Genomic DNA, 16,612 nt, shown 5'->3' with positions numbered 1-16,612 from the left:
GTTTTGTCAAGGCAAGACTGGAGTCAAAGGCATCATTATTTCCCCTTCAAATTTCGCCGTTGGCAATTCAGGAAGATCGCCGGTCAGAATACTTTCAAATTTGATGACTTTGTGTGTGTCATTACTTTTGATCTCCATATAGCCACTTACTGGATCATATAAATTCTCCTTGAGAGAGAAAACGGCCGCCACAGGGTCGCTTGGGTTCAGGTCGTAGACGCCATCAGGAAGTGTTGCGTAGAACAGGATTCCGAACACAGCTACCGTCCGGTCTGGCGAAGCGCTTTTTTGTGTATTACTAAGTGAGAACCACCTAAAGCCGTCGGGACCGATCTCATCATGCACTTGAATGCCATAACATGCACTGTAATTAATAGCGAGATTGAATTCTTTACTGGCAACATTTGTGATTTTAAAATCGCAATAGGTTGTGCGTGTATCTGCGTTTGTCGTTGATGTTTCCTCTGAAAGATACGATCGGAGAGTTCGAGTGGGCTTCGGGATATTGCTTGTGTCAATTGCCATGATTGGGCCTCTTGAAATGAAGGGCGAGTAAGTGATCTCAAATTATTTTGCGATGTCAATCCCGCCGTTCATTGCCACCGCGCAGTTGATGTTAGTGTCGAAATAAACGCAGTCGAGGAATCGCTTCATTTATTAGGAAAACACTGATTCATTCATCGAGCAATGTTCTCTACGGTTGGCTGTTCTGAATACTGATTCGCCAAGTCTTCGATACGATCATCTGCACTTGTCGGAGAGGGGGGGCTGGTGCGGGCAACAAGAATACCGCGCAACTCAGCGCAACTATCACACGTTGCAATTTGTTTTTGATAGGCAGGTTATTCGCGGTCGCGGAAGCCCTAAGTGCGTCGCGAGCATTTCGCATCCAATCGACTGAAAAGGCCGTGGTTCAGCTAAACAAAGCGGCATTTTCTATTGCCGCATTTGTTTATCGCCTCGTCGCCCGATTTCCACTTCAGAAAATTTAATTTATCAGTGCGTCTCTAGTGCGAGGCGCCGAGAAACTGTTGCAGTTCCAATGTTTTTGGATTGGCAAAAATTTCTTCCGGCGGTCCGATTTCGTGCACTTTTCCCTGATGCATGAACACTACCCGATCGCACACTTCACGTGCAAAGCGCATCTCGTGCGTGACCATCAGCAGCGTCATGCCTTCTTCCGCCAGGCCGCGCACCACCGTCAGCACTTCGTTCACCAGTTCCGGATCGAGCGCCGAGGTGATTTCATCGCACAACAGCGCCTGTGGCTGCATCGTCAATGCCCGGGCAATCGCCACTCGTTGCTGCTGGCCACCGGACAGCTGGTCAGGGTAGGCGTCGAACTTCTCGGCCAAGCCGACACGCGCCAGGTTTTCCTCTGCCGACTTGCGCGCTTCGCTCTCGCTGCTACCCTTGACGATCATCGGCGACAGCATCACGTTGCGGCCAACCGTCAGGTGTGGGAACAGGTTGAATTGCTGGAAGATCATGCCGACCTTGAGCCGCAATGCGCGCAATTCCAGTTCGGTCTTGCCCAGATGCGAGCCGGCGACGCTGATGTTGCCTTCGTCGATGCTTTCCAGGCCGTTGATACAGCGCAGCAGCGTGCTTTTGCCGGAGCCGCTCTTGCCGATGATGGCAATCACTTCGCCGGGTTCGACGTCGAGCCGGATGCCTTTCAGCACCTGGTTGTCGCCGAAGCTTTTCTTGACGTTATCAATGGCGATGAGTGGCATTGAATTTCCTTTCCAGGGATTGGCTGTATTTGGACAGTGGCCAGCACAGCGCAAAATACATAAGGGCCACCAGCGCGTACACGGTGAACGGCTGGAATGTGGCGTTGGTGATCATGGTGCCGGCTTTCGACAATTCGACGAAGCCGATGATGGAGGTAACCGCGGTGCCCTTGACGATCTGCACGCTGAAGCCGACCGTCGGGGGAATCGCGATCCGCAGCGCTTGCGGCAGGATCACATGGCGCATCTGCTGCATGTAGCTCATCGCCAGGCACGACGACGCTTCCCACTGACCGCGCGGGATTGCTGCGACGCAGCCGCGCCAGATTTCAGCCAGGTAAGCGCTGCTCCAGCAGGTCAGCGCCAACCCGGCAGCAAGCCAGGCCGGCACTTCCAGGCCGAACAGCGCCAGGCCGAAGAAAGCCAGGAACAATTGCATCAGCAGCGGCGTGCCCTGGAACAGCTCGATGTACATCTTGGTAATGGTGCGCAGCCACGCGTGCTTTGACGTTCTGAGGAACAGTACGATCAATCCCAGCAAGCCGCCCATCGCAAACGAGGCCAGCGACAGCAGCACAGTCCAGCGCAACGCCAGCAACAGGTTGCGGACGATATCCCAAAGCGAGAATGAAATCATGTAGCCTCCTTGGCGACAGGACGACCAAACAGCCAGTTGCCGAGCAAGCGCAATAGTTGACGCAGGCCGATCGCCAGTACCAGATAGATCGCGGTAGACAACAGGTACGATTCAAACGAGCGGAAATTGCGGCCCTGGATGAAATTGGCGGCATACGCCAGTTCTTCCACTGCAATTTGCGAGCAGACTGCCGAACCCAGCATCACGATCACCACCTGGCTCGACAATGCCGGCCAGATTTTTTGCAAGGCAGGCGGCAGGATGACGTGGCGGAAAATCTGTAGTCGGGTCATGGCCAGGCTCAAGCCAGCTTCGATCTGGCCGCGGGCGACAGCGGCGATGCCAGCGCGGATGATCTCGCAGCTGTAGGCACCGAGGTTGATCACCATCGCCAATATTGCCGCTTCCATTTCGGTGATCTGCAGGCCGATGCCTGGCAAGCCGAAGAAAATGAAGAACAGCTGGATCAGGAACGGCGTGTTGCGGATCAATTCAACGTAGGCGTTGATCAAGGGCCGCAGCCAGCGCGGCCCCTGGGTCTTGGCCCAGGCAGCGAAAATGCCGACGGCGATGCCGAGCACGCCGCCGATCGCGATCAGTTCGATCGTGACCAGCACGCCCTTGATCAGCACGGCAGGGTAGTCGAACGGCGCCAGGAAATCGAAGTGGTAGCTCATGTGCTGCCTTATGTCCGGAATGAAGGACCGATTACAGGTTGGCAGGCAACGGCATTCCCAGCCATTTCACGCTGATCGCGTTGAGTTCGCCGTCCTTCTTGGTTTGCGCCAGGATGGCGTTCACTTTGGCGAGCAGTTTTGGTTCGTCCAGGTTGAGACCGATCGAGCATGGCGAATTCTTGATCAGGAATTTCGTTTCAGGCTTCTTCGGTGGATTCTTGGCGATGATCGCGGCAGCAACCACGTTGCCGGTCGCAACCAGTTGCACCTGGCCTGACAGGAAAGCGCTGATGGTGCCGTTGTTGTCTTCGTAGCGCTTGATGGTGGTGCTGGCTGGAGCGACTTTTGTCAGTTCCAGGTCTTCCACCGCGCCGCGGGTCACGCCTACAGTCTTGCCAGCCAGGTCGGCGGCGCTGTGGACCTGTTGATCGGCGCCGCCAAACACGCCGTTATAGAACGGTGCATAGGCGTCGCTGAAGGCGATGACTTTTTCACGTTCCGGATTCTTGCCGAGGCTGGAAATGATCAGGTCGACCTTCTTGGTTTGCAGATAAGGCACGCGATTGGCGCTGGTCACCGGTACCAGTTCGATCTTGACGCCCATCTTCTTGGCGATCAGCGTCGCCACATCGATATCCAGGCCTTGTGGCTTGAGATCGCTGGTGACTGAACCGAACGGCGGGAAATCTTGCGGCACCGCGACTTTGAGCACGCCGCTCTTGACGATGTCATCCAGCGCGTCGGCGCGTGCAGTCGTGCTGAACAAGGCTGCTGCGGCGAACATGGCGAGCAGAATTTTCGGGAATTTCATGTTAAGACTCCTTCAGCTGGGGTGATGTTGGAAATAACGGTTGATGGATCTGGGCGGCGCTGTCGTTCAATGGCGCCAATGCTTTTTGCAGCAGCGACAGGGGATCGCTGCGGACGGAATGATTGAGGCCGGCTTCGACATTGCACAGATGCTCGTGCATCAGTTGTTCGGCTTGCGCCAGATCGCCGTTTTCCAGTGCAGCGACGATACCGACATGTTCGGCGCAGGACTGCTTGGCATGATGTGAAGACTGGTACTGCATGGCGGTCAGCGTGGTGCGCGTAGTGAGATCGCGCAGGGTATCGGCCAGCAAGGTATTGCCAAACGATTCGCACAGGCAGACATGGAAGTCGCCCAGCAAAAAGCTGCGGTTCGCTACATCTTCCCCATCAAGCGACGCTTGTTCGCGTTCCACGTGCTGGCGCAATGTGCGGATGGCATCGCCGCTGATCGGCCGCGCATGGCGCAGCAACCCCAGTTCCAGCACCCGGCGCGCTTCGAAAGCGTCACGCGCATCTTCCAGGGTCGGCTCGATCACGTACCAGCCGCGCCGCGCGCTGACCGTGACGATGCCGCGCGTCACCAACCGGGTCAGGGCTTCGCGGATCTGGGTGCGGCTGACGCCGAACAGTTCCGCCAATTGCTGTTCTCCCAGCCGCGTGCCAGGCGCCAGCTTGCGCGCCAGCATCGCTTCGGTGATGCGTTCGGCGATCTGGGCGGAGGATTTGGTGGCGGTGGTCATATTGATGGCTCAGCAATTCGTGTGCCAGCCTGCCGGCCTCAGCTGGTGCATCAAACTGATATACAAGATTGATGTATCAGTTCACCAAATTGGTATCTTATGCCAAGAACTGTCACTAAAAAGGGGAGTAGCTGCGCTTTTTTGGCACGTTTACGGGCGTGACGTAGATGTCAAAAAAATATGATTCGTGTACTCCGCACATGGCAAAATGGCGGACGTCTACCAAGCAGCTTTTGAAGTGTTCACCAGGATCAAGAAATGACCCAGATAGTCAACGCCGATTTATCCAATCCCCGCCACGCTGCAGCTATTGTTGAACTGTTAAATGAGTACGCCATGGACGCCATGGGCGGCGGCCAAGAGTTGGCCGATTTCGTCAAAGCCAACCTGATCACTGCCCTCGGCAAACGGAGCGACGTACATGTGGTGCTGGCCTTTGCCGACGATGAGCCGGCCGGCCTGGCGATATGCATAGAAGGATTTTCCACTTTCGCCTGTCAGCCGTTGCTGAACATCCACGACTTGGCGGTGGCGGGTAAATTTCGTGGCCGGGGCATTTCCCGCTTGCTGATCCAGCAGGTTGAACGGGTGGCGCTTGGCCTCGGCTGTTGCAAGATCACGCTGGAAGTGTTGAGCGGCAATCAGCCGGCGCGCGCGCTGTACCAGTCGACCGGGTTTGCCGGCTATGAGTTGAATCCGGCGATGGGCCAGGCCTTGCTGCTGCAGAAGAAACTGTAGGGCACCCCATGCGCAGATAAAAAAAGACCGGGCAGATCGATGATCCGTCCGGTCTTTTTCATTGCCTTGGCCACAGAAGCGGCGCGAAGATCAACCGGTATTGCGCAAGCCCGCAGCAATGCCGTTGATGCTCAAGTGGATGCCGCGCTTGACTCGTTCTTCGGTAACCCGGCCGGCTGCGGTGACGCTGCGATGGCGCTTGATCAGTTCAACCTGCAAGTGATTCAGCGGATCGAGGTAGGCGAAGCGGTTCTTGATCGAACGCGCCAGCAGCGGGTTGCCAGACAGACGATCCTTGGCGCCGGTGATAGCCGACAGGATATTGCTGGTGCGCTCATGTTCATCGACGATGCGTTTGAAGATGCTGTTGCGCAGCTTGCGGTCGGTGACCAGTCCGGCGTAGCGCGACGCCACTGCCAGATCGGTCTTTGACAGCACCATGTCCATGTTCGACAGCAGGGTCGCGAAGAACGGCCATTCCTTGTACATCGCGCGCAGGGTCGCCAGCTTTTGCGCTTTCAGCTTGCTGTCCTTGCCTTCCTGCAGCCAGCTCTCGATGGCGCTACCGAAGCCGTACCAACCCGGCAGCAGCAAGCGGCATTGGCCCCAAGAAAAGCCCCACGGAATCGCGCGCAAGTCTTCGATGCGACGGGTTGCCTTGCGCGAAGCAGGGCGCGAGCCGATATTCAATTCGGCGATTTCGGCAATCGGCGTCGCGGCAAAGAAGTAATCGGTGAAGCCTGGGGTTTCATAGACCAGGTTGCGGTACGACTGGTAGGCGCGTTCCGACAGGCCATCCATCAACTCTTCGAACTCGCCCAGCTTCTTGCTTTGCTTGGCGTCGGCGTTGTTCGGCATCAGGCTCGCTTCCAGCGTTGCCGCCACCAGCAGCTCCAGGTTGCGGCGACCGATTTCCGGGTTGGAGAATTTCGAGGCGATGATTTCGCCTTGCTCGGTCAGGCGGATCTGGCCGTTGACGGTGCCCGGCGGCTGCGCCAGGATCGCCTGGTAGCTTGGGCCGCCGCCGCGGCCGACGGTGCCGCCACGGCCATGGAACAGGCGCAGCTTGACGCCGGCGCGGTCGAATACGCGCACCAGCTGGATTTCCGCTTTATACAGTTCCCAGTTGGAGGTCAGGAAACCGCCGTCCTTGTTGGAGTCGGAATAGCCCAGCATCACTTCCTGCAACTTGCCTTGCTTGGCGATCAGGCGCGTCACCGGCGGCAGCGCCATGAACTGTTCCATGATGGCGGCAGCGCGACGCAGGTCGGGAATGGTTTCAAACAGCGGGATCACCATCACTTCCAGAGTGCCGGTGTCTTTGCCACCCTTGGCATCCGGACGCAGCAGACCGGTTTCCTGTTGCAGCAACAAGACTTCCAGCAGGTCGGAGACGGTCTCGGTATGCGAGATGATGTAATTGCGGATCGAGCGGGCGCCGTAGCGTTGGCGCATTTCGCCGGCGGCGCGCAGGATCGACAGCTCTGAAACGGTCTCGTCGGAATAGTCGATGTACGGCGAGTACAGCAGGCGTGGCTTGGCCAGTTCTGCCAGCAGCAGTTCGATCTTCTGTTCTTCGCTGAGTTTGTCGTAGGCGGCTTCCACCTGTGCCTGCGCAAACAGTTCGGTCAGTACGCGTTCATGGACGTCGGAACTCTGGCGCATGTCGAGCGAGGCCAGGTGGAAGCCGAAAATCTCGGAGGCGCGCTTGAGTGTCGCCAGGCGCGGTTTGATCAATGCGCTACCATGGTGAGCGCGCAACGAATCTTCGACGATTTGCAGTTCCTGCGTGAATTCCTGCGGGGTTGCGTAATGCGCAGCGGCGCCGACTTCCTGGCGCAGGATGTTGGTTGCGCCGAGTTCGCGCGCGGTCGAGGCCAGGCGGGCGTAGATGCCGATCAATGCCCGTCGGTACGGTTCGTCGGAGCGGTGATCCGACGTATCCGGCGAACTTTCCGCCAATGCCAGTAGCTCCTGGTTGACGCTGACCATCAGGGTCGACACCGACAGCTCGGCGCCCAGTGCATGCACTTCTTCCAGGTAGAAATCGAAGATGGTGGTCGATTGCCGCGTCAATGCGCGTTGCATGGTGCTGGCGTTGACGTTGGGGTTGCCATCGCGGTCGCCGCCGATCCAGCTGCCCATTTGCACGAATGGCGCCAGTTCGGCATTGGCGCTACCTTGGCGCGCACGCGTTGGAAATTGCGTGGCGATTTCGCCTTCGATGTCGTCATACAGCGCCGGCAGTTCGCGCAGGAAGGTGATGCGGTAATAGGACAGCGCATTTTCGATTTCGTCGGCGACGGTCAGCTTGGTATAGCGCAGCATGCGGGTTTGCCACAAGGTGGCGATACGGCCGCGCAGCAGTTCGGTATTGTCGCGCAGTTCCTTGGCGGTCAGTGGGCGGTCGCGCTCGGCCAGCAGGCGGGCGATTTCGCGTTCCGCATCGAGGATGCTCTTGCGCTGCACTTCGGTCGGGTGCGCCGTCAACACTGGTGAAATCAGCGCATCTTTGAGGAAGTTGCGCACTGTTGCGCCGGAGACGCCGGCATCGTCCAGCTTGCTCAGTGCATGGGCAACGCTGCCGGCCTGCGGCGCAGAGCCTGCCAGCAAGTGGGCGCGGCGGCGGCGGTTGTGGTGCTGGTCTTCGGCGATATTGGCCAGGTGCGAAAAATAGGAAAACGCGCGCACCACCGAATTGGTCTGGTCGCGCGTCAATTTCTTGAGCAGCTTGTCGAGATCGGCGCCGGCTTGGGGATCCGACTCGCGGCGGAAGCGGACCGCTGTCTGGCGAATCGTTTCTACTACTTCAAATACCGCATCGCCCTCTTGTTCGCGCAGCACGTCGCCCAGCAAGCGGCCCAGCAGACGAATATCTTCTTTCAGCGGCGCATCTTTGTTTGGGGGGGATTTTTTTACCTGGACAGCAGAATTCAATTGTTTTGCCATTTTAACGAGTGCAATCAGCTTTTCTGGGGTGAGGGACGAAGGGCTTGGAACGGGTCAAACGCTTGCGATATAGCTATTTCGATATAGGATGTACAACTGAGGCTACAGGGAGCACATGTTAAAATCCGCAGCGAAAACAATGTATTTCGTTGGGCATTTTTGATATGGCTTGTTGGCGTTCGGATAACTCTGTCCGGCAACATCTGCTGCATCAAGTCTGCATAGCTAACATCTGAAAGAACCTGTGTCGAAAATATCCTCCCCATCCAAGTTAGTCATTGCATCACGTGAAAGCCGGCTGGCCATGTGGCAAGCGGAACACGTGCGCGCCCGGTTAGTTGCATTATATCCAGACTGTAATATAGAAATCCTCGGCATGACCACCCGCGGCGATCAAATTCTTGATCGTACCTTATCGAAGGTCGGCGGCAAGGGTTTGTTCGTCAAGGAACTGGAAGTGGCGATGGCAGAAGGCCGTGCCGACCTGGCGGTGCATTCGCTCAAGGACATGCCGATGGAATTGCCGTCGGGTTTTGCGCTGGCCGCCGTGCTGGAGCGCGAAGACCCGCGCGATGCTTTCGTCTCGAATGATTATGCGTCGCTGGATGCGCTGCCTGCCGGCGCCGTGGTCGGCACCAGCAGCCTGCGCCGCCAGGCGCTGATCGCGGCGCGCTTTCCGCAATTGCAGATCAAGCCGTTGCGCGGCAATCTCGATACCCGTCTGGCCAAGCTCGATCGCGGCGAATACGCCGCCATCATCCTGGCTGCGGCCGGCTTGAAACGGCTCGGCCTGGCCGATCGCATCAAGGCCTTGATTGAACCGGAACAGAGTTTGCCGGCGCCGGGGCAGGGCGCGATGGCCATCGAGATTCGCGCCGATCGCGCCGACTTGCAGCAGATACTGGCGCCGCTGAACCATGTGTCGACCGCGCAGGCGGTGACTGCCGAGCGCACCTTGTCGCGCGCTTTCGGCGGTAGCTGCCAGGTTCCGCTGGCGGCGTTTGCGACGATCGCCGGCGATCAGATGCGCTTGCGCGCGATGATCGGCACGCCGGATGGCAAACAAGTGGTGACAGCCGACGCCAGCGGCGCGGCCGATGCGCCGGATACCCTCGGCCGGAAGATTGCAGAAGCGCTGGAAACCCAGGGCGCTGCGGCGATCCTGGCGCAGTGCAAAGAGGAGAGTTAGTGGGCTGTTGTAGGCTCCTGGTGTCCTTCCGCAATGATGTTGCGAGTCCCATACCATTACTAGTACTGCAAGGCGGCCATGCAGCTTGATTCGTCCCTGCCTCCGATTGTCGTCACCCGGCCTGCGGCGCAAGCTGCTGCATTGGCCAGCCACATTGCGGCCCGCGGCCGCCAGCCGATCATTTTTCCGCTGCTGGAAATCCTGCCGCTGGATGACAACGCGGCGCTGCAGGCTGCGCTGGCCCGGCTCGACGACTACGCGCTGGCGGTGTTCGTCAGCCCCAACGCGGTGGACGCTGCGTTCCAGCATATCGCCCAATGGCCATCGCAACTACCGATCGGTATTGTCGGCGAGGGCAGCCGCGCCGCACTGGCTCGGCATGGCCTGACGGCGCAGAACATCACGATCTTCAGCCCGCCCGATCCGGCCAGGTCAGATTCCGAAGGTTTGCTACAGGCGCTCGACCTGGCCGCCTTGCGCGGCCGCCGGGTATTGCTGGTGCGCGGTGAAAGCGGCCGCGAATTGCTGGCCGATGCTTTGCGGGCAGCCGAGATCGAAGTGTTGCCCATCGCCGCCTACCGGCGCCAGGCGCCGCGGCTCGATAACGCGCTAAAAGTGCAGCTGCAACTGCTGCTGGACAGCCGCAACGACTGGATCGTGACCAGTTCGGAAGCGCTCAGGCATCTGATCGAGCTGGTCCGGCAAGTCGAAAACGGTAGCGGTGTTGCAAAAATCCAACAGCAGAAACTCGTTGTCCCACATGCCCGTATTGCCGAAACGGCATATGCGCTTGGATTTACCGATGTCACACTTACCGGCTCAGGCGACGAACGGCTACTCGACGCGTTACAATTCCCGCTATGAACGAATCGCAACCTACTCCAGAATCGAGCCAGCAAGCTGGTCCTGCCGTCAGCGCGACGGCTCCGGCGGCGCCGCAGTCCGAGCTGCCGCCATTCAAGGTCAATGAGGCCAAGAGTCCGAGGCGACAGCTTGGACTGGTCTACCTGATCCTGTTGTTGCTAGCCTTGCTGCTGGCAGCGCAATGGTGGTCGATGCACACCGAGAATACCCGCCTGCGCCAGGAAATCGCGCATCGTCTGCAGGTTGGCGACAGCACCAATACCGAAACCAAGGTGCTGGTGAAGTCGGTGCAGGACAATACCAAGGAACTGCAGGGCAAGGTCAGCGTGCTGGAGAACAAGCAGGTCGAGGCGCAAAGCCAGCAACTGGCGCTGGAACAGCTGTACAAGGATTTGTCGCAGAACAGCGACGAGCAGGCGTTGTCGGAAGTCGAGAATGTTTTGTCTACCGCCAGCCAGCAACTGCAGTTGGCTGGCAACGTGCAAGGCGCGCTGATTGCCTTGCAAAATGCCGACAAGAGCCTGTCGCGCTCCGACAAGCCGCAATTCATCATCGTCCGCCGCGCGATCGCGCACGACATCGAAAAGTTGAAGGCTTTGCCGACGCTGGATGTCACCGGGATTGCAGTACGCCTGGACAGTGTGATCGGCCAGGTCGACAGCATGCCGCTGTTGTCGGATGAAAAGCCGATCGTCGGCGTCAGCCAGCCGAACAACCAGGCCGTTGTCAAAACCAAGCCTGCCAAGGCTGGAGCAGGCGGCGCGTCGGCGCCTGCTGCGGACGCAACCGCAAGCGACTGGAAGATCAGCCTGAAAAACACCTGGCAAAGCTGGAGCAGCGAGATGTGGACCGAGATCAGTCAGCTGATTCGCGTACGCAGCGTCGACAATCCGGACGCTTTGCTGCTGTCGCCGACCCAGGCTTACTACGCCCGGGAAAACCTGAAACTGCGTTTGCTCAATGCGCGTCTCGGCCTGCTGTCGCGTAACGAATCGGCTTTCCGCAGCGACCTGATCGCCGCCCAGGAAACCATCACCAAGTATTTCGATACCCGCGCCAAGCAGACCCAGACCGTGCAAACGATGCTGAAGCAGGTCCAGGGCAGCAATCTTTCGATCACCATGCCGGCGCTGGATAGCCCCGTGGCGATCCGTACTTACAAAGGCAAGCCATAGTCATATGCGATTCTTTCTCCGGCTTGTTGCCCTGTTCGCGGTCGCCATCGGTCTGGCAGTGGTGGCGCGTTATAACCCCGGTAACGTGGTGCTGTTCTTCCCACCATACCGAATTGACCTGTCGCTGAATTTCTTTGTCGTATTGCTGCTGATCCTGTTCATACTGCTGTATGTCGTGATCCGGGCGATTCGTGTCACCCAGAAATTGCCTGCGCGCGTGATCGGCTATCGCCGCCACAAGCGTGAAACGACATCCAACAACGCGTTGCGCGACTCCCTGAAATCGCTCTTCGAAGGCCGTTTCGGCCAGGCGGAAAAAGCCGCTACGCGCGCTGCTGAACTGCCGGATAACCTTGGCGTGGCGGCCTTGATCGGCGCTCGCGCGGCACACCGCATGGGGCAACCTGAGCGGCGCGATATCTGGCTGGCCAGCATTGAAGATAATGAGCCTCTGAAAACCGCACGGCTGATCACCACGCTGGATTTGCTGGTCGACGAGCACAAATCGCAGGCGGCGCTGGAAGCAGTCAGTGAGTTGAATGCCAGCGGCACGCGCCACATCCACGCATTGCGGTTGGCGCTGAAAGCCAACCAGCAAGCCAAGAACTGGCCGGAAGTGTTGCGCCTGGTGCGGACGCTGAACAAGCACGATGCCTTGCATCCGGCACTGTCGACGCGTTTGCGCGAACTGGCTTACGACGGCTTGCTGTCGGACGACTCGCACGATGCCGAGTCGATTGCCCGCATGTGGGCGACTGTGCCGAGTGAAGACCGGATCAAGCCATTCATCGCGATGCGCGCCGCCAGCGCATTCAACAAGCGCGGTTTGCGCGATGAAGCCCGCACCATTGTCGAGAAATCCTTGGCAGCGGAATGGGATGTGCGTCTGTTGCCGGTCTACCGCGACGCTGCGGCCGCGGCAGCTTCTCCCGAATTGTTGGCGCAAATCGAACATTGCGAACAGTGGTTGCTGAAGGCACCGAATAATGCCGAACTGGCGTTGACCTTGGGAACATTCTGCTTCAAACAGAAATTGTGGGGCAAGGCGCAGCGCCATCTGGAGCAGGCTTTGTCGGATGCAGAATCGCCAGCGACGGTGCGCGAAGCGCATCTGAAGCTGGCGCAATTGCACGAAGCGATCGATCAACCGGAACTGGCGGCCGAACATTATCGGCAGTGCGCATTGGCGACGATGTTGTAGGCTAGCTGATTCCTTGCGTCGCCTGTGGCAGGAAATCAAGCGGGGGCCGGGATTTACGCAGTGTTTGCGCGTAAATCCCGGCCCCCGTTTTTATGTCGATAACGCCACCGGAGAGTGGCGAAAATGACTCAATTTTTGGCAGTTTTGTAAAAAATGCCAATCCTACCCTATACTTATCGTCCGTCTTTATCATGGAAGAGATTCGTTGAACAACCTGTTATTGGTTATTGCAGCATTATTTTTGGTAGCACTCAATGGCTTTTTTGTTGCTGCCGAATTCGGTTTAGTCAAATTACGCCAGACCCGTATCCGCGCCATCGCCAAGACCCAAGGCCTGCGCGGCCGGATTCTGGCCATAGTGCATCGCCAGCTGGACGCCTATCTGTCCGCCTGCCAACTCGGTATCACGCTCGCTTCGCTGGGACTCGGCTGGATCGGCGAACCGGCGTTTGCCAACCTGCTGCATCCCGTGTTCGATCTGCTCGGCATCGGCTCCCCTGAACTGATCCACGGCATTTCTTTCTTCTTTGCCTTTTTCCTGATTTCGTTTTTGCATATCGTGGTTGGTGAGTTGGCGCCAAAGACTGTCGCCATCCGTAATCCCGAGGTGGTCGGCCTATGGTGCGCCGTGCCGCTGTATGGCTTCTACTGGGCCATGTATCCGGCCATCTGGGCTCTCAATGCCAGCGCCAACTGGTTGTTGCGCCTGCTCGGCCTGGGCGCTGCGCATGGCCATGATGCCCATTATTCAGCGGATGAGTTGAAGCTGATTTTGCGCGGCAGCAGCCGCGCCGGCCAAAAATTCAACCGCGACGAGTGGAATGTTCTGGCGCAGTCTCTCGATTTCAGTGAGCTTGAAGTGTCCGACCTGATGCGCCCGATCAATGAAATCACGGCGTTGCACCAGTCGCGCAGCCTGGCGGAAAACCTGGAAACCATCTATCGCCATCGTTTCAGCCGTTATCCCTATTTCGACCAGAACGGTATCAACGTGCTGGGCGTGATCCATCTGAAGGATCTGTTCATCGCGCAACAGGAAGGCAAATCGATTGAAAGCCTGAGTGCTTATTTGCGTCCGGTTGAATACGTCTCGCCGCGCATGGCGGCACTGGAACTGTTCCGCCGCTTCCGTACTGGCGCGCCGCACTTTGCGATCATCGGCAAGAAGGGCGCGAAGCCGGAAGGCTTCATCACGCTCGATAACCTGCTGGGGGCGATGGTGGGCGAGATCCGTGACGAATTCCGCCGCAACGACAACGAATGGAGCCGCCTGGATGACGGCACCTTGCTCGGCAAGGGTAGCCTGCCGATCTTTAGCCTCGAACGTATCCTCGGCATTGATGTGGTGATTGACGGAGACGAGGATGTCGACTCGGTCGGCGGCCTGATCATGGCCAAGCTGGGCGATCTGCCGCACGAAGGCCAGAAGATCGAATTCGATGGCTTTGATATCGTCGTCAAGAAAATGAACGGGCCGCGCATCGTGCTGGTGAAAGTCTATCCGGCGCAGCGCGTAGCCGACGCCGAATAGGTTTGTTTCCTAACGATTGCTAGTACCAGTATTTGGCTTTTTGCGCCCAAGGATCGTTGGGGTGCTGGCTCTTCAATAACTGGTATGCCGCTTTCGAGACGCGGCTAGCGTTGCTGCTGCAGGCGCCTCGGGTGCGCTGGATCAGGAAGTACAGCGCCTTCGGCACGTCGGCGTCGGCCGGATTCTGTTTGGCGTAGCTCAACAGCTTGTCGCCGAAGTAGTTGATGCCGCCGCCGGCCTTGGCGATTTGCTGTGATTCCTTGCGTGCCCGCTGTTGCTCGTCGCTATTCAGGTACGAGACGTTTGCCGACCTGCTGGCGGGAGCCACACACCAGTCGCCGAAATTCTGCCAGACCGCCACCTCCGGCTGCAATTCCGGGCTATTCGCCCAGATCATCAGTGCTGCAATTTCCTTGTCGGCGGGCGTGCGCGCTTGCTGGTAGCGCTGCCACAGGCCTGCGGTGGTTTTCTTGTCCTGGGCGATGGTAGCGCTGACCTGATCGACGCTGGCGTAATCACCCAGCACCAGCCCGCGCATCCAGATGCTTTCGGCGAGGCGCGTTTTCCAAACCTTCGGCGTGCTGGCGTCTTGTGCCAGAACCAGCCATTCGCTCAGCGGCAAGGCATGGTTGAGGGTGGCGAAACCGTCATCGTCGAGGCCGTCGCTGCTGACTTCCAACCAGCGCCGCTGGGCCGCATCGGCTTCCGCTGCGGCGGCGGCATCGTTCGGCTTTGCGGCGGCGTTCTTGCGCGCCTCGACGGCATAGCTCTTGGCGTAGCTTTCTGCCTGGTCGACCGGATGCCGCCACAAGGCTCCGATGAAGTCGACGCGCTTCGGCGCTACCGGCAGCGCCAATGCGCGCCACAGGTTGACGCTGCTGGCCAGCGTCTTGTCGCTTCCCTTGATTTCCGGAGCAGCACTGCGCCACACAGCGGCGTCCTGCTTCTGCGCCTGCAGGTGGCGGGTTGCGTAATAGCGTGCGCTTTGATAAGCGGGGGAGTCGACTGGCAAGCTGTCAGCCGCTTTCATCAATTCCGGCGCTGCCTTGCCGGGCGGTGCGCTGCTCAGGGCTGCAATCAGCCATTCCGGGCTCTTTTCCTTTTGCCACTGGCTTTGCGCCAGCGCGTACGCTTCGGCTGCGGCCGCTGCGCGTTTGAGGTCGTCGGCGCTCGGCTTGCCGGTGATTGCTGTGGTGACGGAACCGCGCTGTTGCATGGTAAGGATCCAGCGCGTCATCGGATCAAGTTTGGACCATAGCGCGCTGTCCGGATTCTCGAAGCGGTCGAGCAGGACCAGGTAGTCGGTCAGTTCTTGTGCGGTTTGGTCGCTGACAGGATTGAACGATGCACTGCTCAGTTTTTTACCCAGCTCCAGCAGCCGTTGTTCAGGATTCAGGCGCAGGTCCAGGCGCGCCAGCATGCCTTGCGCCGGCGCATATTGGCTGGCAATCGCGCGCAATTCCTTGCGGGCAGTTTGCAGGTCGCTGGCATAGGCGGGCGAGCCGGCAGTTTCGTTCAGTTCGGCCTGACGGATCAACGACCTGGCCGCGAGGTAAGGGGCAATGCGTTGCCATGGCGACTTGCCGTCCGCAGCAATCGCCTGGAACTGCTTGCGCGCGCTCGTGAAATCCTGCTTGTAGAACAGGGTGGCGGCGCTTTGGTAAGCGTAGTCGGCTTTCAGCCATGCCGGAGCGGCATCCGGCAGCGGCGCCAGTGTCGTGGCGTTGCCGCCCGCGCATTGGCTGAACACGGCATCCTGGTTCTTCACCCACAATTTCAGCCATTGGCCGGCGTCCAGCTTCTTGCGTGATTCCAGGGTCCTGGTGGCGTTGTCGAACGCATCTTTCGGGCAGTTCAGATAGTTTTGGAAACTGTCTTTCGCGCCTACCGCGCGCCATGGATCGAGCGTGGTGATGGCGCTGTCGGCATACGGTTGGCGCGCTTGCAGCCAAGAGTCGACGCCGTCGTGGCTATACGCCCGATCCTGCAGCAGGGCAGTGCCCCAGCCCGCGATGCCGAGCGCCTCCGGTGCAGCGGCGCCGATTGGCTGATTATGCAAAGCGCGATAGGCCATGAACAGGTAGACCCGCCAATATCCGCTGCCGATTACGCCCAGTGTGCCGGATGCATAGCGCGCCAGTTCCGGTTGCGCGACAAAGCTCTCCGGTGCAAAGCGGTTGTAGTCGTCATCATCGCCGCCGCTGGCGTGCGCCAATACCGGCGCCAGCGCCAGCAGTGCGCATGCGCCTAGCCGGCGCCGGAACCACGGTGTACTTGGTTGTAAGTGTGTCAGTAGGCGTTGCAGCGGCAGGATTTTCATATGCGTCAAGAAGGAAAGGGCTGAAATCGATGATTGTGGATT

General features: G+C 58.7%; 14 protein-coding genes. 6 read left to right on the top strand and 8 right to left on the bottom strand.

Annotation, left to right across the window (positions count from 1 at the left end):
- Nucleotides 1–6 precede the first annotated feature (6 nt).
- From ACIPF8_RS19550 to ACIPF8_RS19525, 6 genes are all read right to left on the bottom strand, one after another.
- Nucleotides 7–525 (bottom strand): hypothetical protein, encoded by a 519-nt coding sequence (locus ACIPF8_RS19550; protein ID WP_400424145.1) that lies wholly within the window; start codon nucleotides 523–525, stop codon nucleotides 7–9.
- A gap of 482 nt (nucleotides 526–1,007) precedes the next feature.
- Complete coding sequence (locus ACIPF8_RS19545; protein ID WP_400424143.1) at nucleotides 1,008–1,736, bottom strand: amino acid ABC transporter ATP-binding protein; 729 nt, start codon at nucleotides 1,734–1,736, stop codon at nucleotides 1,008–1,010.
- Nucleotides 1,717–2,373 (bottom strand): amino acid ABC transporter permease, encoded by a 657-nt coding sequence (locus ACIPF8_RS19540; RefSeq protein WP_400424142.1) that lies wholly within the window; start codon nucleotides 2,371–2,373, stop codon nucleotides 1,717–1,719. Before ACIPF8_RS19540 ends, ACIPF8_RS19545 begins: the two co-directional genes overlap by 20 nt.
- Nucleotides 2,370–3,050 carry an amino acid ABC transporter permease gene (locus ACIPF8_RS19535; protein ID WP_400424140.1) on the bottom strand — a complete coding sequence of 227 codons (681 nt, stop codon included), beginning with the start codon at nucleotides 3,048–3,050 and terminating at the stop codon, nucleotides 2,370–2,372. The genes ACIPF8_RS19540 and ACIPF8_RS19535 overlap by 4 nt, the downstream gene beginning before the upstream one ends.
- Nucleotides 3,051–3,081: 31 nt before the next feature.
- Complete coding sequence (locus tag ACIPF8_RS19530) at nucleotides 3,082–3,861, bottom strand: transporter substrate-binding domain-containing protein (RefSeq protein ID WP_400424138.1); 780 nt, start codon at nucleotides 3,859–3,861, stop codon at nucleotides 3,082–3,084.
- Nucleotide 3,862: 1 nt separating this feature from the next.
- Nucleotides 3,863–4,603 (bottom strand): GntR family transcriptional regulator, encoded by a 741-nt coding sequence (locus ACIPF8_RS19525; protein ID WP_400424136.1) that lies wholly within the window; start codon nucleotides 4,601–4,603, stop codon nucleotides 3,863–3,865.
- 258 nt (nucleotides 4,604–4,861) lie between these two features.
- On the opposite strand from ACIPF8_RS19525, the gene ACIPF8_RS19520 reads away from it, so the two are divergent.
- Nucleotides 4,862–5,341: a GNAT family N-acetyltransferase gene (locus tag ACIPF8_RS19520; protein WP_400424134.1), complete on the top strand. Its 480-nt coding sequence runs from the start codon at nucleotides 4,862–4,864 to the stop codon at nucleotides 5,339–5,341.
- Nucleotides 5,342–5,431: 90 nt separating this feature from the next.
- On the opposite strand, the gene ppc is transcribed toward ACIPF8_RS19520, so the two are convergent.
- The gene (ppc, locus tag ACIPF8_RS19515) at nucleotides 5,432–8,290 is read right to left on the bottom strand and encodes a phosphoenolpyruvate carboxylase (protein WP_400424132.1); all 2,859 of its coding nucleotides are present in this window, start codon (nucleotides 8,288–8,290) and stop codon (nucleotides 5,432–5,434) included.
- Nucleotides 8,291–8,534: 244 nt separating this feature from the next.
- Between ppc and hemC the strand changes: the two genes are divergently transcribed.
- The 5 genes from hemC (at nucleotide 8,535) to ACIPF8_RS19490 (ending at nucleotide 14,250) form a co-directional block, all read left to right on the top strand.
- Nucleotides 8,535–9,479, top strand: a complete 945-nt coding sequence (gene hemC / locus ACIPF8_RS19510) for a hydroxymethylbilane synthase (RefSeq protein ID WP_400424130.1) — start codon at nucleotides 8,535–8,537, stop codon at nucleotides 9,477–9,479.
- 78 nt (nucleotides 9,480–9,557) lie between these two features.
- A complete protein-coding gene (locus ACIPF8_RS19505; RefSeq protein ID WP_400424128.1) occupies nucleotides 9,558–10,343 on the top strand; it encodes a uroporphyrinogen-III synthase in 786 nt (261 codons plus the stop codon).
- Nucleotides 10,340–11,518 (top strand): uroporphyrinogen-III C-methyltransferase, encoded by a 1,179-nt coding sequence (locus ACIPF8_RS19500; RefSeq protein ID WP_400424126.1) that lies wholly within the window; start codon nucleotides 10,340–10,342, stop codon nucleotides 11,516–11,518. Before ACIPF8_RS19505 ends, ACIPF8_RS19500 begins: the two co-directional genes overlap by 4 nt.
- 4 nt (nucleotides 11,519–11,522) lie before the next feature.
- Nucleotides 11,523–12,719, top strand: a complete 1,197-nt coding sequence (locus tag ACIPF8_RS19495; RefSeq protein ID WP_400424125.1) for a heme biosynthesis protein HemY — start codon at nucleotides 11,523–11,525, stop codon at nucleotides 12,717–12,719.
- A 205-nt stretch (nucleotides 12,720–12,924) separates the two neighbouring features.
- The gene (locus ACIPF8_RS19490; RefSeq protein ID WP_400424123.1) at nucleotides 12,925–14,250 is read left to right on the top strand and encodes a hemolysin family protein; all 1,326 of its coding nucleotides are present in this window, start codon (nucleotides 12,925–12,927) and stop codon (nucleotides 14,248–14,250) included.
- Nucleotides 14,251–14,269: 19 nt separating this feature from the next.
- On the opposite strand, the gene ACIPF8_RS19485 is transcribed toward ACIPF8_RS19490, so the two are convergent.
- Nucleotides 14,270–16,570, bottom strand: coding sequence for a hypothetical protein (locus ACIPF8_RS19485; protein ID WP_400424122.1), 2,301 nt, complete (start codon nucleotides 16,568–16,570; stop codon nucleotides 14,270–14,272).
- Nucleotides 16,571–16,612: the final 42 nt, after the last annotated feature.

The organism is Collimonas sp. NPDC087041, assembly GCF_044745265.1.
Classification (GTDB): Bacteria; Pseudomonadota; Gammaproteobacteria; order Burkholderiales; family Burkholderiaceae_D; genus Collimonas.
The sequence above is the reverse complement of the archived record's forward strand: the minus strand, read 5'-3'. Positions and strand labels throughout refer to the sequence as shown.